The organism is Sphingomonas sp. Leaf33 (assembly GCF_001421785.1).
GTDB lineage: Bacteria > Pseudomonadota > Alphaproteobacteria > Sphingomonadales > Sphingomonadaceae > Sphingomonas.
Map to the genome: position 1 here is coordinate 1 of NZ_LMLB01000010.1, position 15,691 is coordinate 15,691.

Annotated in this window: 17 protein-coding genes; 6 read left to right on the plus strand and 11 right to left on the minus strand. The window is 70.8% G+C overall.

Going from position 1 to position 15,691, the window contains the following annotated elements; all coding sequences use genetic code 11:
• From ASE86_RS16505 to ASE86_RS12270, 9 genes are all read right to left on the minus strand, one after another.
• On the minus strand, positions 1-1,071 hold a 1,071-nt coding region (locus tag ASE86_RS16505; RefSeq protein WP_235524095.1), incomplete at its 3' end, for a TrbI/VirB10 family protein.
• Positions 1,068-1,766 carry a TrbG/VirB9 family P-type conjugative transfer protein gene (locus tag ASE86_RS12235; RefSeq protein WP_056427311.1) on the minus strand — a complete coding sequence of 233 codons (699 nt, stop codon included), beginning with the start codon at positions 1,764-1,766 and terminating at the stop codon, positions 1,068-1,070. The genes ASE86_RS12235 and ASE86_RS16505, both read right to left, overlap by 4 nt.
• Positions 1,763-2,686 (minus strand): virB8 family protein, encoded by a 924-nt coding sequence (locus ASE86_RS12240; RefSeq protein ID WP_082441893.1) that lies wholly within the window; start codon positions 2,684-2,686, stop codon positions 1,763-1,765. Before ASE86_RS12240 ends, ASE86_RS12235 begins: the two co-directional genes overlap by 4 nt.
• Entirely contained in the window at positions 2,683-3,966 is a 1,284-nt protein-coding gene (locus ASE86_RS12245) for a type IV secretion system protein (protein ID WP_056427315.1), read from the minus strand. The genes ASE86_RS12240 and ASE86_RS12245 overlap by 4 nt, the downstream gene beginning before the upstream one ends.
• Positions 3,963-6,329, minus strand: a complete 2,367-nt coding sequence (locus ASE86_RS12250) for a VirB4 family type IV secretion/conjugal transfer ATPase (RefSeq protein ID WP_156347158.1) — start codon at positions 6,327-6,329, stop codon at positions 3,963-3,965. Before ASE86_RS12250 ends, ASE86_RS12245 begins: the two co-directional genes overlap by 4 nt.
• Positions 6,329-6,616 (minus strand): type IV secretion system protein VirB3, encoded by a 288-nt coding sequence (locus ASE86_RS12255; RefSeq protein WP_056427320.1) that lies wholly within the window; start codon positions 6,614-6,616, stop codon positions 6,329-6,331. The genes ASE86_RS12250 and ASE86_RS12255 overlap by 1 nt, the downstream gene beginning before the upstream one ends.
• 6 nt (positions 6,617-6,622) lie before the next feature.
• Positions 6,623-6,934, minus strand: coding sequence for a TrbC/VirB2 family protein (locus ASE86_RS12260; RefSeq protein ID WP_056427511.1), 312 nt, complete (start codon positions 6,932-6,934; stop codon positions 6,623-6,625).
• Positions 6,935-6,999: 65 nt separating this feature from the next.
• The gene (locus ASE86_RS12265; protein ID WP_056427323.1) at positions 7,000-7,464 is read right to left on the minus strand and encodes a dienelactone hydrolase family protein; all 465 of its coding nucleotides are present in this window, start codon (positions 7,462-7,464) and stop codon (positions 7,000-7,002) included.
• A gap of 69 nt (positions 7,465-7,533) precedes the next feature.
• Complete coding sequence (locus ASE86_RS12270) at positions 7,534-8,196, minus strand: aspartyl/asparaginyl beta-hydroxylase domain-containing protein (RefSeq protein WP_200911542.1); 663 nt, start codon at positions 8,194-8,196, stop codon at positions 7,534-7,536.
• A 91-nt stretch (positions 8,197-8,287) separates the two neighbouring features.
• Here ASE86_RS12270 and ASE86_RS12275 point away from each other — a divergent pair, with 91 nt between their 5' ends.
• Both ASE86_RS12275 and ASE86_RS12280 read left to right on the plus strand, forming a co-directional pair.
• A complete protein-coding gene (locus ASE86_RS12275) occupies positions 8,288-9,517 on the plus strand; it encodes a sulfotransferase family protein (protein ID WP_056427327.1) in 1,230 nt (409 codons plus the stop codon).
• Positions 9,518-9,643: 126 nt separating this feature from the next.
• Positions 9,644-10,225: a phage tail protein gene (locus ASE86_RS12280; protein ID WP_056427331.1), complete on the plus strand. Its 582-nt coding sequence runs from the start codon at positions 9,644-9,646 to the stop codon at positions 10,223-10,225.
• A gap of 71 nt (positions 10,226-10,296) precedes the next feature.
• Here ASE86_RS12280 and ASE86_RS12285 read toward each other — a convergent pair whose 3' ends face one another.
• Both ASE86_RS12285 and ASE86_RS12290 read right to left on the minus strand, forming a co-directional pair.
• The gene (locus ASE86_RS12285) at positions 10,297-10,614 is read right to left on the minus strand and encodes a DUF6916 family protein (RefSeq protein WP_056427334.1); all 318 of its coding nucleotides are present in this window, start codon (positions 10,612-10,614) and stop codon (positions 10,297-10,299) included.
• A 50-nt stretch (positions 10,615-10,664) separates the two neighbouring features.
• A complete protein-coding gene (locus tag ASE86_RS12290; RefSeq protein WP_056427337.1) occupies positions 10,665-12,410 on the minus strand; it encodes an asparagine synthetase B family protein in 1,746 nt (581 codons plus the stop codon).
• A 173-nt stretch (positions 12,411-12,583) separates the two neighbouring features.
• Here ASE86_RS12290 and ASE86_RS12295 point away from each other — a divergent pair, with 173 nt between their 5' ends.
• From ASE86_RS12295 to ASE86_RS12310, 4 genes are all read left to right on the plus strand, one after another.
• Positions 12,584-12,967, plus strand: a complete 384-nt coding sequence (locus tag ASE86_RS12295; protein WP_056427340.1) for a thiol-disulfide oxidoreductase DCC family protein — start codon at positions 12,584-12,586, stop codon at positions 12,965-12,967.
• A 145-nt stretch (positions 12,968-13,112) separates the two neighbouring features.
• On the plus strand, positions 13,113-13,631 hold the full coding sequence (locus tag ASE86_RS12300) for a hypothetical protein (protein ID WP_156347159.1): 519 nt from the start codon (positions 13,113-13,115) through the stop codon (positions 13,629-13,631).
• Positions 13,619-14,452 carry a hypothetical protein gene (locus ASE86_RS12305; RefSeq protein WP_056427346.1) on the plus strand — a complete coding sequence of 278 codons (834 nt, stop codon included), beginning with the start codon at positions 13,619-13,621 and terminating at the stop codon, positions 14,450-14,452. Before ASE86_RS12300 ends, ASE86_RS12305 begins: the two co-directional genes overlap by 13 nt.
• Positions 14,449-15,684 carry a 2OG-Fe(II) oxygenase family protein gene (locus tag ASE86_RS12310; RefSeq protein WP_082441894.1) on the plus strand — a complete coding sequence of 412 codons (1,236 nt, stop codon included), beginning with the start codon at positions 14,449-14,451 and terminating at the stop codon, positions 15,682-15,684. Before ASE86_RS12305 ends, ASE86_RS12310 begins: the two co-directional genes overlap by 4 nt.
• Positions 15,685-15,691: the final 7 nt, after the last annotated feature.

Below are 15,691 nucleotides of genomic sequence, written 5' to 3' on the forward strand. Positions count from 1 at the left end.
CCCGCCGCCGCCGATCCCGCCCAGGGTCGCGCCCGGCAGACCGACGACCAGGGTGTCGTTGTTCGGTCGCGACGCAAGATTGACGCCGACCGCGAGCACGCTTTGCAGGATCGCGCCGGCGAACCGCGTGAAGAAATGGCTGTCGACCCGCGCCCGGACCCCCGTGCGCCCCAGCGTGTCGGCGACCGGCGAGCCGAGCGCGATGGCGGCACCGTCGGGGCGGACGAGCCGGGTCCAGACGATCAGCGCGCGGTTCTGCCCCTGGGCGACGTCGCTGCGATACTCGCCGGTCAGCCGGCTGCCGCGCGGGATCAGCACGCGCGACCCGTCGAAGCTGCGAACGTCGCGCGAAATGAGCGCACGCGCGAGGCCCGGACGGTTGGAATCGAGCGCGGTCTCCAGCACGGCGGGCAGCAGCGTGCCTTGCAGCACGCTCGTCGCGCGACCGCCCAGCATCGCCGCGCGCGCGCGGGCGCCGGGTGCGGCGGTGGTCGCCGAATTCAGCGTGGCAAAGGCATTGGCCGGGCCGTTGCCGTTGGTACCGGGGGCGGCGCCGGGCCCTGTCGCGGTGCCGGTCGCGTCGCCCGATCCGTCGGCGACGGTGGTGTCGATCACGAGCGCGGCATCACTGTTGCCGCGTGCCGGAGCGGGCGGCGTGTAGCTCTGCTGGACCGGTGCGGGCATCATCTGCGGCAGGGGCTGCGGCTGCGGGACATAGACGATGCGCGGCGGCCCGGCGGGTGCCGGGACCGTCTGTACGGGCTCTGCGGCCACCGGTGCCAGCACCACCGGGGCGGCGGCGGGCGCGGGCGGCAGGTAGAGCGGCGGCGGTTCGCTACGCGCCGCGGCGCGATCGGCGGCGGTCGCGCGGACCGCGGGGACTTCGGTCGCGCGGCGGTTGCTATCGAGCAGCAGGAACAGCGCGACGCCCGCTATGCCCATGCCGCCGGCGATCAGCAGCGTCGATCCGCCGCGCGGGCGTCCCGCAACCAGCGGGCGGACATCGCGCGGATCGGCGACGGGAACGGCCTGGCGCGGGTCGCCGGCGGGCTGCGACGCGCGTGCCATCATCGATCCTTCGGCCGCAGCCGGTCGGCATAGGCGGTGTTCCGATCGCGCCGGAAGATCAGCCGCGAGGCGACGCTGTCGACGACATAGACGCCGTCGCGCATCGCGCCGGTCGCGACGATTTCCTTGCCGTCGCCGTCGATCGCGTAGATCGCCGGCAGCGTCGCGCTCGCGGGCCATTCGATATAGGTGTGGGTGCCGTCGTCGGAGATGGCGTCGGGGCGCAGCGCGCGGTCGCCGTGGACGCGGTAGCGCCCGACGGTGGCCTGGGCCGCGCCCGCCTCTGTCGCACTTTCGGCCGCGGGCGCGTAGCGGAAGCGGATGGCATAGGCCATTTCGCTGACCGGGCCGGACAGCGGCGTCAGGTCGAAGGTGTAGAGCCGGCGGTCGGTGACGACGACCATGTTGCTCGCAACGCCGCTCGACAGCGCCTTTACGAACAGGTGATCGCCGCGTTTGTTGGCGGTGACCTGCCACGCGGTACTGTCGCCGACCGAGACGGTCTCGATGCGTTCGTCGCCGCCGAATTCGATCGTCGTCTGGTAGCCAGGGGTGCCCTGCACATAGATCACGCGATCCTCGACATAGTCGATCGTCTGCACGCGCACGCTGCCCGGCGGCGGGGGCAGCGGTTCGGTCTGCGCGGTCGCGGGTAGCGCCAGAAGCAGCGCGGCGAGCGTGAGGGCCCGGCGGATCATGGCTGTCCGCCCACCGGCTCGCGCGGGGGGCCCGTATAGACCGGCGGCGCCGGTAGGCGCGCAGGGACCGCATAGGTCGGTTGCCGCACCTGTCGCAGCGGCGACGGCGTCCGCACGGTCGCGCCGGGCACGCTCGTCACCGGAACGACGGGGACGACCGGCACCACGCCGGTGGCGGGCACGACGGTTGCCGGTACCGCGACCGCGGCGACGGGCGCGGCGGCGGGCACCAGCGCCTCGGCACTGCGCTGGTAATGCGTCACGCGGAACCCGAGCGGATCGAACAACCGATCCTCCAGCGCCATCGGTTCGCCGGTATAGCGATAGCGGACCACCGCGACCCAGGGTTGCGCGGGATAGACGCGCCCGCCGTCGTCGCGACGCTGCGTGTCGAAGCGGACGAGCAATGTGTTGCGCGCCGTGGTCGAGATGCTCTTCACCCGCGTCTCGATGATCGTCGTGCGCGGCAGCGTCGCGATCGGGCTCTGCGGGTTCGAACTCTGCACCGCGGCGATGTAGTTCGACCGCACCCGCCCGTCCGACCAGGCCGCGACCTTCTTGTAGTTCGCTTGCGCCGCGGCGATGTCGAAGCTTTCGCGCGCGATGACATACTGGACGACGAACGACTGGGTCAGCGCGGTGTCGGCACTGACCCGCGAGGGCTGCAGCGGATCGAGCGCCTGGACAAATCCGGTTTGTCGATCGACCAGTAATGTATAGGGCTGGACCGTCTTCAGCGGGGTCAGCGCGACCAGCGCGAATGCCTCGGCCAGCGCGACGCCCGCGGCGACGCCCGCGAAGATCCAGGCGACACGGCGCGATTTTCGCAGCGCATCCTCGCGGTCGTGGCTCCAGCTTGCCGCCGCGCGGTAATAGGCCTCGCGTTCTTCGGGGCCGGTTTCGGGGGGAATGGATGTCATGATCTGGTGTCCCGCCGTCCGGCGCTGGTCGATGTCCGCGCGCGCGAACGACGTTGGAAGCTGCGGCCGAGCGGGACGACCGTGGCCGTGGCGGGAGCCCCCCCGCCCGCCCCGCGGCCGCCGTTGCCGCCGGCTGCGGCAGTGACGATCGCGGCGCGGCTCACCCCGCCCGAGGCGGTACGGTCGGGTGCGGTCGCTGTCGCCTCGCGTCGCTGCGTCGCGGCCACGCTGTCGGCGACCGCCCATGCGCGCGAGCGGGGATCGGCGGGTGCGTCGGACGTGCCCGATGCGCGTGGCGGAACGGGCAAGCGCTGCGGCGCGCGCGGCTCTGCGGTCCGCGTGCCCGTGCCCGACCACGCCGGCAGGCGGAAGGCGGTCGCGACACGGGTCGCGGCGGCAAGTCCCGCGATCAGGATCACGCCGAACACGATCGTGACCGTCAGCAGCGCGATCGCCGCGCCGGGCACCGGCGTCTCGGCCAGGCGCTGCGTCAGGATGTCGGCGACCCAGCCCTCGATCAGCGCGAGTTCGCTCGCCAGCAGGATCGCGACCGCGATCCCGCCGACGAAGGTGCCGACCAGGCCGCGGACCCACCCCTCGAACAGCCCACGCGTGGTATCGAACAGGGCAAAGACGACGAACAGCGGCCCCAGCGCCAGCAGCAGGCCGGCGATCAGCCGCACCGCACCGAACGCGCCGACCGCACCGACCAGGAACAGGATACGCGCCAGGCCAAAGGCGAAGGGTTCGAGCGGGTTGGCGGTGCCTTGCGCGGGTTCGACCACGATCTGGTTGCTGCCGACGACCTGGCGGTTCTGCATCTGCTGCTGGGCGCCGCGCGGACGCCCGACGCCCAGGTCGTTCAGCTGGACCAGCGCCTGGTCGACCAGGTCGAGCCGCTCGGCGAGGTCACCGCCGGTGCCGGGCAGCCCCGCCGCGCCGCCGATCGATGCGGCCAGCTCGCCCGGTCCCGCGATCGCGACGTCGTAGACCAATGTGCGATACGGCGCCCAGGCGGTGGCGAGCGCAAGGACGAACGCGATCCGCGCGACCGCGCCGACACCGTCGCGCAAGGCCGGCGTCTCGCCCAACAGCATCCGGAACCCGAACCCTGCGACGAACAATGTCAGCAGGCCGGTCAGCGCCAGCGACACGATCGATCCCGGCGCGGCCAGCGCGGCGAACCCGCCCGCGCCCAGCGTGCGCGCCTGGCAGTCGATGAAGCCCAGCGTCGCGCTCACGAAGGCGCCGTCCAGGGTCAGGGGCGCGCAGACGCTCATGCGACGTCCAGCAGGCGCGGCAGCCACGCCTCGGGCGCATCGCCGTGTTCGGCGCGGATCGTGTCGAGCAGCCGCACGGTGCGCTCGCGCCCCGACAGGATCGTCAGCAGGTCGCGCTCGCCGGTCAGGTCGAGCCGCGCGACGACGCTTTCGGTGCCGTGCTTGATCAGGAAGCAGTGGGCATCGTCGGGAAGCGTGCGCACCAGGTCGAACTCGTGCGCCGACAGGCCGAAGCCGTCGATGTAATCGCTGCTGCGCGCCTTCGGGTTCGCCATGAAGATCTGCGTCGCGGCCTGTTCGATGATCGCGCTCGCGATCCGGCTTTCGAGCGCATCCTGCGCGCTCTGCGTCGCGAAGCCGACGATGCCGTTGCGTTTGCGGATCGTCTTTTCCCAGTCCTTGATCCGCCCGACGAACACGTCGTCGTCCAGCGCCTTCCACCCTTCGTCGACCACGATGATCGCGGGCGTCCCGTCGAGCCGCTCCTCGACGCGGTGGAACAGGTACATCATCGCGGGTGTGCGTAGCGCCGGATCGTCGAGGATCTGGGTCATGTCGAAACCGACCGATTCCGCGGTCAGGTCGGTCAGGTCGTCAGGGTTGTCGAACAGCCAGGCGCGCTCGCCGGTCCCCCACCAGCTGCGCAGCCGCGCCCACAGGTCGGTGCCGTGCGGCCGATGCCCGCCGCGGAACAGCTCGGCCAGATGCCCGAGCCGGCGGTCCTCGCGCGGTTGCTCGAAATTGGCATCGACCGCATCGCGGATCGCCGCCGTTTCCTCGATATCCGCGCCGCCGGCGAGCGTCGCCAGCCAGTCGATCAGGAACTGGCGGTTGACCGGCGTGTCGTCGATCTGGAGCGGATTGAGCCCTGAGGGCACGCCTGGGCGCAGCAGGTCGTAGCGCCCGCCGATCGCGCGGATGAACAGCTCGGCGCCGCGATCCTTGTCGAAGAAGATGGTGCGCGGGCGGAATTTCCGCGCCTGCGCCAGCAGGAAGTTGAGCACCACCGTCTTGCCCGATCCCGACGGGCCGATGACGGTGAAATTGCCCAAGTCGCCGTGGTGGAAATTGAAATAATAGGGCCCCGCCGCCGTCGTCTCGAGCAGCGAGACGGCTTCGCCCCACGGATTGCCCGCGGCGCGCCCGACGGGGAAGTTGTGGATGCTGGCAAGGCCCGCGAAATTGGCGGTCGAGACGAGCCCGCGGCGGCCGATATATTTGAAGTTCGCCGGAAACTGCGCCCAGAAGGCGGGTTCCAGCGCGATCTCCTCGCGCACCGCGACGATGCCGAGATCGGCGAGTGCTGCCTGCACTTCCGCCACGCCTTCGTCAACTTCCGCCAGCGTGTCGGCGCGGATCGCGATCGTCATGTGATGTTCGCCAAAGCCCGCGCGGCCCGCCGACACCTCGTCCTTCGCGGTGCCGAGTTCGGCGCGCAAGCTGACCGCCTCGTCCTCCGCCGATCGCATCCGCCGCATCGCCAGGTTCATCCGCGACACTGCCTGCTGCCGCTCGACGAAGGCGAAGGATTGCGACACCGCCAGCTCGAAGGGCAGGCGCAGCACGTCGTCGAACATGCCGGGCGCGGTCTGCCCGGCATAATCCTTGATCGACACCATGGCCGCGAAGCTGCGCGGTGCGGTGCCGGTCGCGCCCAGCTCGACCGCGTCCTGCCCGAAGCTGATCCGGCGATAGGGGAGGTAGTGCCCCAGATCCTCGTGCGGCAGCAGTACCGGGCGCCGCTCGCCGTTGAGCAGGGTGGACAGGAATTCGAGGGGTTCAGAACACGGCCCCTGAGGGCTGTCGTACACACCCAGCAGGCGGGGCCCGTAGCTGCCGAGCGCGGCCATCAGCGTGTCGCGGGCGGCGGACAGCTGGCGTGCTTCGTACGTCGTGCCGGGCGTGTCACCGCTCCCGCCCTTCCCGAACAGGTCGCGCAACCGGTCGAGCACGCCCAGACGCCCGGGCAGCGGGCGGCGGACCAGCGTCAGGAACAGTTCGTTGACGTACAGCCGCTTGCCGCCGAGCCGGTCGGTCCAGGCGGTGTCGAGCCGCTGCGAAAAGGCGTCGGGCTGGTCCATCGCGAGTGCCGGATCGACGCGGCGGCGGACGATGTGGTGATAGACCGCGAAGCGCGCGCTGCCGATCGCCTGCAGCGTCGCGTCGCGCAGCCGCTTGCGGTAGTTCAGCTCTTCGGTGTCGGCGGTCTCGAACAACAGGCCGCGCAGCTGGACGACCTGCATCAGCAGGCCGTCGCGCGTCGCGATCGTGTGGTCGTCGACATGGGCAGCATAGGGCAAATGGTCGCCCACCGGCTTTTCCCTGTCGATCGTCCGTCGGTCACGCGTGAGAGCGGGCGGCATCACGGCCGATAGGAATTGCATCGCCAGATCTTGTGATTGCGCACGCGGGGGCAGCGGCTGACGCGCGTGATCCACAGGTCGACGAAGCGCGGTTCGCGCAGGCACATCAGCACGCCCGCCAGGTGGATGACGATCGCCGCCAGGAACACCCAGGCCGAACGGAAGATCAGGAACAGCTCGGTCGCGATCATCGCGTTGACGACGAAGAAGCTGTAGGTGACGCCGGCGAACATCTGCGGGCGGGTCAGGGCGACGAAGACCGTGTCGCGTTCCAGCCCATCGGCCATGTCCGGTCAGCCCGCGCCGGCGGCGGACTGGATCCCGGCGACGATGCTGGCGGCGCCGAACAGGATGAAGCAGCCCAGGATCACGGTCGCGCCGTAGCGCCAGTTGATGCGGCCGGTCAGCATCAGCAGGCCGACCGTCGCCACCGCGATCACCGCGACGACGGTCGCGACGGTGCCGAGCAACGTGCCCTGCAACCAGCGGACGGCAGCGACGATGACGCCAGAGCCCTCGGGATCGCCCAGCGTGTCCTGCGCCTGCGCGGCGGTCGCCGCCAGCAGCGTCCAGGCAGCGGCGGCGCGCGCGGCCGTGCGTGTCATGTCGAACCTGCCGCGCATACGCATCTACTCACACCACATTTCTTGACCGAACAGGCTCGGGAGGATCAGGCCGCGACGAGCGTGACGGTGCCGTTGCCGCGCGTGTGGCGCTTCAGCCGGGGCGCGTGGGCGACGATGTCGGCGATCATCGCATCGCGGCCCAGCAGCGCCTTGCCCGACGTCTTGGCGAGGTCGGGCGCGATGACGATCTTGCCGGCCAGCGCATGGCGGCGGACCGTATCGCGCACCGCATCGTCGATGCCGTTCGCGCCGGGGATCACGACCAGCACGTCCAGCGCGGTTGCGCGGTTGCGCGGTGCAGCGAAATAGCCGTCGACGATCTTGTGGCCGTCGATCGCGTACTTGCCCTCATAGATGCGCAGGCGCGCGTCGGTCGCGCTGGTCGCCCAGGCGGGCATCGCGACGCCGCTGGCGGCGACCGCCGCGGTGCAGCCGATCATCTGCCGGCGGTTAAGCGCCGTCGCCCCCCGCAGCGTGTCCGAAATCGAGATATCCTGTCCGCCCGACATGCCGCGCCCCTGTCCTGATTGATTGCGGCGAAAGGTACGGCGATAACGGCGCGAACACAATAACGCGTTTTACACCATGACCGCCCGGTCGTCCCGGTTCGACAGGGTGACGGCGGCGTCCAGTCGGTCGCGCAGCCAGGGATCGACGATCGCATCGACGACCAGGTGGATGCGCGCGGTGTCGCCCGCATTGGTCACGCTGTGCCGGTCGGCGAGCCGCAGGTACCAGACCGATCCCGCATCCATCACCACGCGCGTGCCGTTCAGGCGGAAATCGACATGCGGATTGGTGACGACCGGGATGTGCAGCCGCGCCATGCCGTCCTCCGCCGCCAGATCGTCGTCGCGATGTTCCTTGATGACCGACCCGGGCGCGAGCCGCATCAGGCGCACCGCCTCCAGCGGACAGGCGAAGCTCGCCAGCACCTGCGCGATGTAGGGACAGCGCGCGAGCAGCGGCGTATCGACCCAGTCGCGACACGCCGGATTGGGGGCGATCTGCAATATCGGGTGCAGGTCACCGGGCGGTGCGCGCAGCGGCAGCACGCTCCAGTCGCCGTCGTAGTGCTGCGGCACGAAATGCGGGATCCACGCAGCCGGCGTACCGGCATCGGCCAGCCCCGCGACGTCGGCGGCAAGTCGGCCGGCATCGAACGCCATCGGCAGGCACAACCGATCCGGCCAGGCGGCGCGATCGGTGTCGGCCCACGGTTGTTCGCACCCCGTCGTCACGATAGTCCTGCCACCTCTTTCGCGATTCTAGGTCGCGTCGGCCGGGATGCCAAGTCGCCCGTTGTCGATACGATCCGACAAAGGACACACCGTGACCGATACCCCGCCCGATCGTATCGACCCGACCGCAGGCAATCCGCTGGCGGCGTTCGCGGCGCTGGTGCTGGGCGACGACGCGGTGCAGGCGCGCCTGGGCGACATCGAGATTCCGGACGATTTCGTCACGCAAGCGGTGCGCATCGCGGGCGAACACGGCATCGCCATCGATCCGGAGGCGATCCACGCGACGCTCAGGCCCGATCCGCTGGGACTGGGTCGGTTCGGGCCCGCGCCCGTCACGCTCGATACATGGCCGGCGCGCGGGTGGTTGCCGGCGCGGTCGGTCCCGACCGGCGGCGCGCCGGCGTTCGACTGGGCCTGGTTCGGGCCCGAGCCGCTGCGCACGCCGTTCTTCGATGAATCGATTTCGCGCTACGCCACGCGCCCGCTCAGCCGGATGCTGCGCACGCGCATTACGCTCGACGCGCTGATCGCAGGCACCGATCCCGATGCGCCCGAGCCCGCCGGGTTCATCCACCATATGTCGCGCTGCGGTTCGACACTGGTCGCGCAGATGCTGGCCGCCGACCCGCGCCACGTCGTGCTGTCGGAACCCGAACCGCTGGATGCGGTCGTGCGCTGGGCGATGGAGTCCGGCGCGCCGTTGGAGGTGCAGGTCGCGGCACTGCGCGCCATCGTCGCGGCGCTGGGGCGCGACCGGTCGGGCGAGACGCAGCGCGTGTTCTTCAAGCTGGACAGCTGGCACACGATGGCGCTGCCGCTGTTCGCGGCGGCCTTTCCCCGGACGCCGTGGGTGTTCCTCTATCGCAACCCGGTCGAAGTGCTGGTCTCGCAGCAGCGACAGCGCGGCATCCACACCGTCGCCGGGCTGTTGCCGACCACGATCTTCGACATCCCGGATGCCGAAGGGATGCAGGGGGATCGCTATGCCGCGATGGTGCTGGCGCGGGCGAGCGAGGCGGTGCTCGACCACTGGCCGCGCGGCGGTGGCCTGCTGGTCGATTACAGCGAATTGCCGGGTGCGATCGCCGACCGCATCGCGCCGCATTTCGGCTTCGTGCCCGATGCCGCCGGGCGTGCCGCCATGGCGGCGGTCGCCGGGCGCAGCGCCAAGTCGCCCGACCAGCCTTTCGTGCCCGACTCGGCGGCAAAGCATCGGGCGGCGACGCGCGACATTATCGATGCCGCCCGAGACCTCGTCGATCCGGTCCATGCCCGGCTCGAAAGCCTGCGGCTCGGCGACCGGCACGGACCCGCCTAAATCGCCAAGAACACGCGGAAATCGGCGCGCGATCATCTGCCGACAACATTTGGCGTGCCCGATTTCCAACGGGCTATGTTTCTGTCATACTCGCGGCGAATGCATTAACTAAGGGGGGATTTCCGCATGGGCACGCAACCGTTTATCGGCTCGATCCAGATTTTTGGGTTCAACTTCGCACCGCGCAACTATGCCTACTGCAATGGCCAGTTGCTGTCGATCGCGCAGAATACCGCACTGTTCTCGCTGCTGGGAACGCAATATGGCGGTAACGGCACGACGACTTTTGCGCTGCCCGACCTGCGCTCGCGCGTGCCGATGCATTTCGGTCAGGGACCCGGGCTTTCGCCGCGTCAGATCGGTGAGGTCGGCGGGACGGAGTCGGTGACGCTGCTGTCGACCCAGATGCCGGCGCACAACCACACGTTCACCAACACGTCGACGCTGAACGCGACCCAGGCGAAGGGGACCGATCAGATCCCGGCGACCGGATCTCTGCTCGCGCGGCCGATCAACAATCCCGCCAACGCGATCCCGCAGATCTATGTGCCGGCGGGCACCGTCGGTGATGCCGTCGCGCTCGGCGGGCTGAATGTCGCGGGGACCATCGGTGTCGCCGGTGGCAGCCAGCCTCACCCGAACATGCAGCCCTATCTGGTGCTCAACTTCTGCATCGCGCTTCAGGGTATCTTCCCCTCGCGCAACTGATGCCTCCGTCCGCGGACGGATAATCATGACACAGGGCCATCCCGGCGCAGGCCGGGGTGGCCCTTTTCACATCAGTTGAACACGGCCTGGTAATAATGGCCCGGGGTGCCGGTGTTGGGCGTCGCGATCTGCGCGATGTCGATCACGTCGGGGCCGAACCCCTCGCCGCGGATCACATAGCTGCCCGACATCAGCAGCGCATCGGGGGCGGAGCGGAAGATCAGGATGAACGGCTCCCGGTCGAGCTTCGCATGGTTGCGCAGGGGCGATGCCTCGACCAGTTCCAGCGGCACCGTGCGGGGGTCGCAGTCGGCGGTCAGCGTCTTGCCGACCAGCGGGGTCAGTTCCTCGAGGAAGATCGGGCGGGGTGCGGGTGTGTCAGCGGTCATGATGGCGGCAGGCTAGCAGCGCTGTGGCCCCGATCCAAGCATCGGCAGGGTTACTCCCGCGGCGACGGCCCCGCCATCCAGTCGGCCAGGAACGCCGCCGCCATCGCGGTTGCCTGGACCTGCGTCGGATCGAACGTGCGATCGTCCCCTCGCGCGACCGCCGCCAGCGCGGTGTCGAGCCAGGCCAGGTCGATCCAGTCGCCGACCCCCGCTGCGGCATAGCCGGCGATGCGCGCGCGGGCCCGCGGCGCGTCGCGCACCAGGCGATCGGGATAGTCCGGCGAGAATGGCAGCAGGTCGCGTCGCAGGCGGATGCTCTCGGGCACCTTGCCGGCCAGCAGCGCCCGGCCCGGCGCACGGGTCAGTCCGCCATGCGTCAGGAACCGTACCGGCAGCCCCGCGCACAGCGTCAGCAGCCGGCGGTCGCGGAACGGGGCCAGGTGGCGCAGGCCCGGCAGCGGCGTCGCAGTCGTCACCGACCGGTTCTTGGCGATGACGCTCATGGGATAGCCCAGCACCCGGCCCCGCCGCCACTGCGCCGCGTGGTGCGCCGCGGCCAGCTCGTCGGCCAGCGCCGTATCGGCGATCGCCAGCGCAGGGACGCTCAGCCGCACATGAAAGGCATCGCGCAGCAGGTCGCCGTCCGGCGTCCGTGCATGGCGTGCCCGGTCACGCAGCCACCGCGCCCAACCCCGCCATCCGTCGATGTCGCGGTAACCGGTGACGGTCAGTTCGCCGTCGCTGCCGTCCAGGATCGCGCTGGCTCCGCGATCCGCCGCGGCCCGGTACAGCGCGTCGTAGACATAGTGCCGCTGCGACGCGAGCGGGTGGTCGACGCTGTCGAGCATCGCGCGCGAGAGCCGATAGGCGTCGGCGTCCGGTTCGGGGACGACCGCGACCGCGGGGATCCCGAGCTGCGCGGCGACGGCACGCGCCTGTGCCGTTTCGTCGCGCAGGCCGCTGCCCGCCGGCGCGGCCGAGGTAAGCGCGACGAGCGATCCGCCCTCCCCGCGCGTCGCCGCGGCGAAGGCGGCGACCAGCGAGGAATCGAGCCCGCCGCTCAGCATCGTCGCCGCCGCCGGGTGGCGCGCCATCTGCTGGCGCAGGATCGTGTGCAGCACCGCTTCGATCGCCTCGATCGCCTCGGCGAAGCTGCCGCGCCACGGCGTCGGCTCGGGCAACTCGGCGCGCTTCCCCACCCGGACGCCGTCGCGGGTGATCCGCACGCGCGTGCCGGCCGCGACACGCTGGACGTCGCGCAGGATCGTGCGGTCGCCGATGATCGCGCGCGCCGGTCCGCGGCCGAGATGCAGCAGCAGCCGCGCCGGGTCGGGCATCGCGTCTACGCCATCGATCGCGCGCAGCGTGCGGACATGCGGTGCGACCGCGACCCGGCGGGTGTCGGCGGTGAAGCACAACGCGTCGCGCGCGGTATCGGCGACCATCAGCGTCATCGCGCGCGCGGGCGCATCCCAGTGCAGGAACGACCATTCGCCGCCGACCCGCATGGGCGTGTCGTCGCCGTAGCGCGCCAGCGCCGCCAGGATCAGGTCCGCCGGGGGCGTCGTCGGCGCCAGTCCCAGCGTCGCGGCCAGCGCGGCCGGTTCGTCGATATGGCCGAGCAGGGCCTGGCAGCCCGTGACCGGCGACGCGTGTCCCGCATCGCGCAGCATCGCGGTGAAATCCCCCGGCGGTGTGTCGCGGGTCACGAGGCCCAGCACCGCCAGGTCGGACGCGCGCAGCGGCGCGCCGTCCAGCGACGCCAGTGCGTGGATGCCGTCGAAATCCGTCGTCATGGCACCCCCTCCCCCGTACCCGCCGCCCCAGCGAATAATTGACCGTTCGGCTGCCGCATGCGAGACCGCAAGTCCAGCGCTCGACGGCAGTTTCCCGGTCGGCGGGGGTCGTCGGATGCCCCGGCCCGGCGGGTTCGCGAGCGCGCCGCCACGATGGATGCAGGAATGGACGGATGATCGTCGTGTTCGATGGCCACTGCAACGTCTGCAACGGCTTCGTTCGCTTCCTGGCCGCGCGTGACCCGCGCCACCGCATCGCCTTCGTGCCGGCGATGTCGGCGGCGGGCCGCGACTGGCTGACGGCGTGCGGGCAATCGGTCGACGATCCGGCGACGATGATCGTGGTCGATGGCGACACCCGTCACCTGCGGTCCGATGCGGTGATCGCCGCGGTCGCCTCGCTCGGCGGCGTCTGGCGCGCGGTGCGGATCGGCCGGCTGCTGCCGCGCGCGGTTCGCGATCGGCTCTACACCGGCTTTGCCAGGCGCCGCTATCGCTGGTTCGGCCGGGCGCAGGCCTGTGCGGTCTGCGACGGCGCGACGCGCCCCGACGCATGAAGCCGACGCCCGAGGAGTGTGCGCGCCTTGATGCCGCGACCGCGTGTCCGACCGGCCCGGCGCCACCCCCCGCCCTGCCCGGCGTCGAAGCCGTGCCCAGCCTCGCGGACCTGCTGCGGTACCGCCGGGCGCGTCTGGCGAAAGCGTGAGCGTGGTCGGCAGTGTCGCGCTCGTCATCGTCGCGCTGGGGCTGGCGATGACCGCCTGGGTGCAGGTGCGGCCGCTGCGCCGCCACCGTATGCTGCTCGATACGCTCGCGATCCTGCCCGAATGGCGCTTCTACGCGCAGGCGTCGCTTGGCACGGCGGAGGATTTCGCGCGCGATGTCCATGTCCTGATGCGGACGCGCGATGCCGGGGACCGCGTCGGTGGCTGGACGCCGGTGCTGTGGCCGCCCGAGCGCCGTTTGACCGACGCCGTCTGGAACGCGCGGGGGCGTATCGACGCGATGATCCTGTCGCTGGCCGAAGACATGGCGCAGCAGCATCGCGGCGCGCCGGGCGCGGACGTGCAGCAATCGATCCCCTATCTGGTCGTGCTGCGCCGCGTGATGGCCGAGGCGACACCCGGGCCCGACGTCGCTCGCCAGTTCGCCGTCGCGCACGCGATCGGTCGCGGTGAGCGACGCTGGTCGGTCGAGTTCGTGTCGGCGTGGCACCGGTGATCGCCCGCGTCCCCGACTATGCTGCGGTCTTGTGGTGGATCAGCGTGCCGCTGGCGATCTGGTCGACGATCGCGGCATTGCAGCTGATCGCGGTGCGGCGTGGCTTTTACCCCGGTGCGCCGCTCGGTCCCGATCTGACGGCGCTGGTCCGCGGGCGGATAAACCCGCGCCTGCTCGCCTCGCCGCTCGCCGCCCCGGGCGGGCTGCTCGGCCTGTTGCTGGTGCGGCTGATCGCGGGGCTGATGCTGCCGTTCCTCGCGGCGGGGCCGGCGGCGGTCGCGCTGGCGGTGTTGCTGGTCGCGACCGCGCTGGTGGTGCTGCTGACGGGGGGCAGCGACGGCGCCGACAAGATCGCGCTGGTCGCCGCGGTCGCCGCGCTGCTGATCGCGATCGGCCTCGTCAGCGGCGATGCGCACCTGTGCCTGGCCGGTGTCGCCTGGGGCGCGGGGCAGGCAACGACAGCCTACGTCACCTCGGGCGCCGCCAAGCTGGCGCGCCCGTTCTGGCGCGACGGCCGCGCGCTGGCCGCGGCGATGACCAGCTATCGATCGGGCCATGCCCTGGCCGCAGCCGTCGTCCGGAACCGCGCGACGGCGCTGGTGCTGGCGTGGGGCGTGATGCTGGTCGAGACGCTGTTCCCTGTCGCGCTCGTCGCGCCGCCGGTGGTCGGTATCGCGATCCTGGGAACGCTCGCCGCGTTCCACGTCGCGACCGCGCTGGTGATGGGTCTCAATACCTATCCCTGGGCCTTCATCGCGACCTATCCTTGCGTTATGGCAGCGAACGCCCTCCTCCGCGGCGCGGGGCTTGGGCTGGGATGACGGGGGACATGGAAGGCACGGCGATCAGTCCGGCGGCGCGCACGATGCGCATCGTCATCGAACCCGGCACGCTGATCAGCACCGGGCAGGAGCTGGCCGTGCTGCGTGCGGCGTACAAGCGCCAGCCAGACTCGCGGCTGCTGCGCGGACGGCTCGCCACCGCGCTGCTGGTCCAGGACGCGTTCGACGACGTGATCGCCGTGCTGTCGGATGCCGATGGCCTCGACGCGCGCGATGCGGCGATGCTGGTCCAGGCGCATCTGGCGCGCGAGAGCGAGGCGGACAACCTGCGCGTTGTCGACCTGGTCGACCAGATGCTGCCGCTGGTCGATGACGACGCCATGCGCGCGCAGTTCCTGGCCGACCAGGGCAAGGCCCTGCGCCGCCTGGGGCACCCGGAGCGCGCGCGCGCCGTGTGGCAGCGCGCGCTGACGCTCGATCCGGCGAACAAGGATGCGTGCAAGCGGATCGCCACGCTCGACCTGCAGGAAGGCGCCCTCGACGACGGCATCGCGACGCTCGACCGGCTTGCCACCGGCGGCGCAAACCATGCCCGCTTATATGCCGCGCGTGCGCTGGCCGAGGCGCGCGCCGGGCGGATCGATGCCGCCCGCGATATGGTCGCGTTCGACGGGCTGCATTTCGCCGGGCAGCTCGCGACGCCGCCGGGGATGCCCAGCCTGGCGGCGTTCAACGCACGCCTCGCCGCCGAGCTGCTGCAGCATCCCAACCTGCGCTACGAACGCTATGGCAGCGCATCCGAACAGACGTGGCGGATCGACACGCCGGCGCTGGGCGATGCGCCGATGGTGCGGCTGCTGCTCGCCGAAATCGCCCGCGCGGTCGAACACCACGCCGACAGGATCGCGGACAGCGACCACCCCTGGGCGCGGCAACGGCCCGACATCGGCATGCTGCACTGCTGGTGCGTGATGACCGACGGCACGGGCTACGAGACGTGGCACGTCCACCAGTTCGGGTGGCTGAGCGGCGTCTATTACGTCCAGATCCCCGATGCGGTCACCCACGGCGACGACGCCGCGGGCTGCATCGCGTTCGGGCTGCCCGAGGATGTGGTCGGTGATGCCGCGGCGAGTGCGTATGGAGTCACCGTCGTCCGGCCCGAGGAAGGCATGCTGATGCTGTTCCCGTCGCACACCTATCATCGCACCTTTCCCCACGGGGCCGACCAGCGACGGATCTGCGTGGCGTTCGATATCTGGCCGGGCTGACACGCCG

What these genes read in the sequence shown, in the direction of transcription:
- ASE86_RS12235 (WP_056427311.1), bottom strand. Translation starts at nt 1,766, where the DNA reads ATGATCCGCCGGGCCCTCACGCTCGCCGCGCTGCTTCTGGCGCTACCC.
- ASE86_RS12240 (WP_082441893.1), bottom strand. Translation starts at nt 2,686, where the DNA reads ATGACATCCATTCCCCCCGAAACCGGCCCCGAAGAACGCGAGGCCTAT.
- ASE86_RS12245 (WP_056427315.1), bottom strand. Translation starts at nt 3,966, where the DNA reads ATGAGCGTCTGCGCGCCCCTGACCCTGGACGGCGCCTTCGTGAGCGCG.
- ASE86_RS12250 (WP_156347158.1), bottom strand. Translation starts at nt 6,329, where the DNA reads ATGCCGCCCGCTCTCACGCGTGACCGACGGACGATCGACAGGGAAAAG.
- ASE86_RS12255 (WP_056427320.1), bottom strand. Translation starts at nt 6,616, where the DNA reads ATGGCCGATGGGCTGGAACGCGACACGGTCTTCGTCGCCCTGACCCGC.
- ASE86_RS12260 (WP_056427511.1), bottom strand. Translation starts at nt 6,934, where the DNA reads ATGACACGCACGGCCGCGCGCGCCGCCGCTGCCTGGACGCTGCTGGCG.
- ASE86_RS12265 (WP_056427323.1), bottom strand. Translation starts at nt 7,464, where the DNA reads ATGTCGGGCGGACAGGATATCTCGATTTCGGACACGCTGCGGGGGGCG.
- ASE86_RS12280 (WP_056427331.1), top strand. Translation starts at nt 9,644, where the DNA reads ATGGGCACGCAACCGTTTATCGGCTCGATCCAGATTTTTGGGTTCAAC.
- ASE86_RS12285 (WP_056427334.1), bottom strand. Translation starts at nt 10,614, where the DNA reads ATGACCGCTGACACACCCGCACCCCGCCCGATCTTCCTCGAGGAACTG.
- ASE86_RS12290 (WP_056427337.1), bottom strand. Translation starts at nt 12,410, where the DNA reads ATGACGACGGATTTCGACGGCATCCACGCACTGGCGTCGCTGGACGGC.
- ASE86_RS12295 (WP_056427340.1), top strand. Translation starts at nt 12,584, where the DNA reads ATGATCGTCGTGTTCGATGGCCACTGCAACGTCTGCAACGGCTTCGTT.
- ASE86_RS12310 (WP_082441894.1), top strand. Translation starts at nt 14,449, where the DNA reads ATGACGGGGGACATGGAAGGCACGGCGATCAGTCCGGCGGCGCGCACG.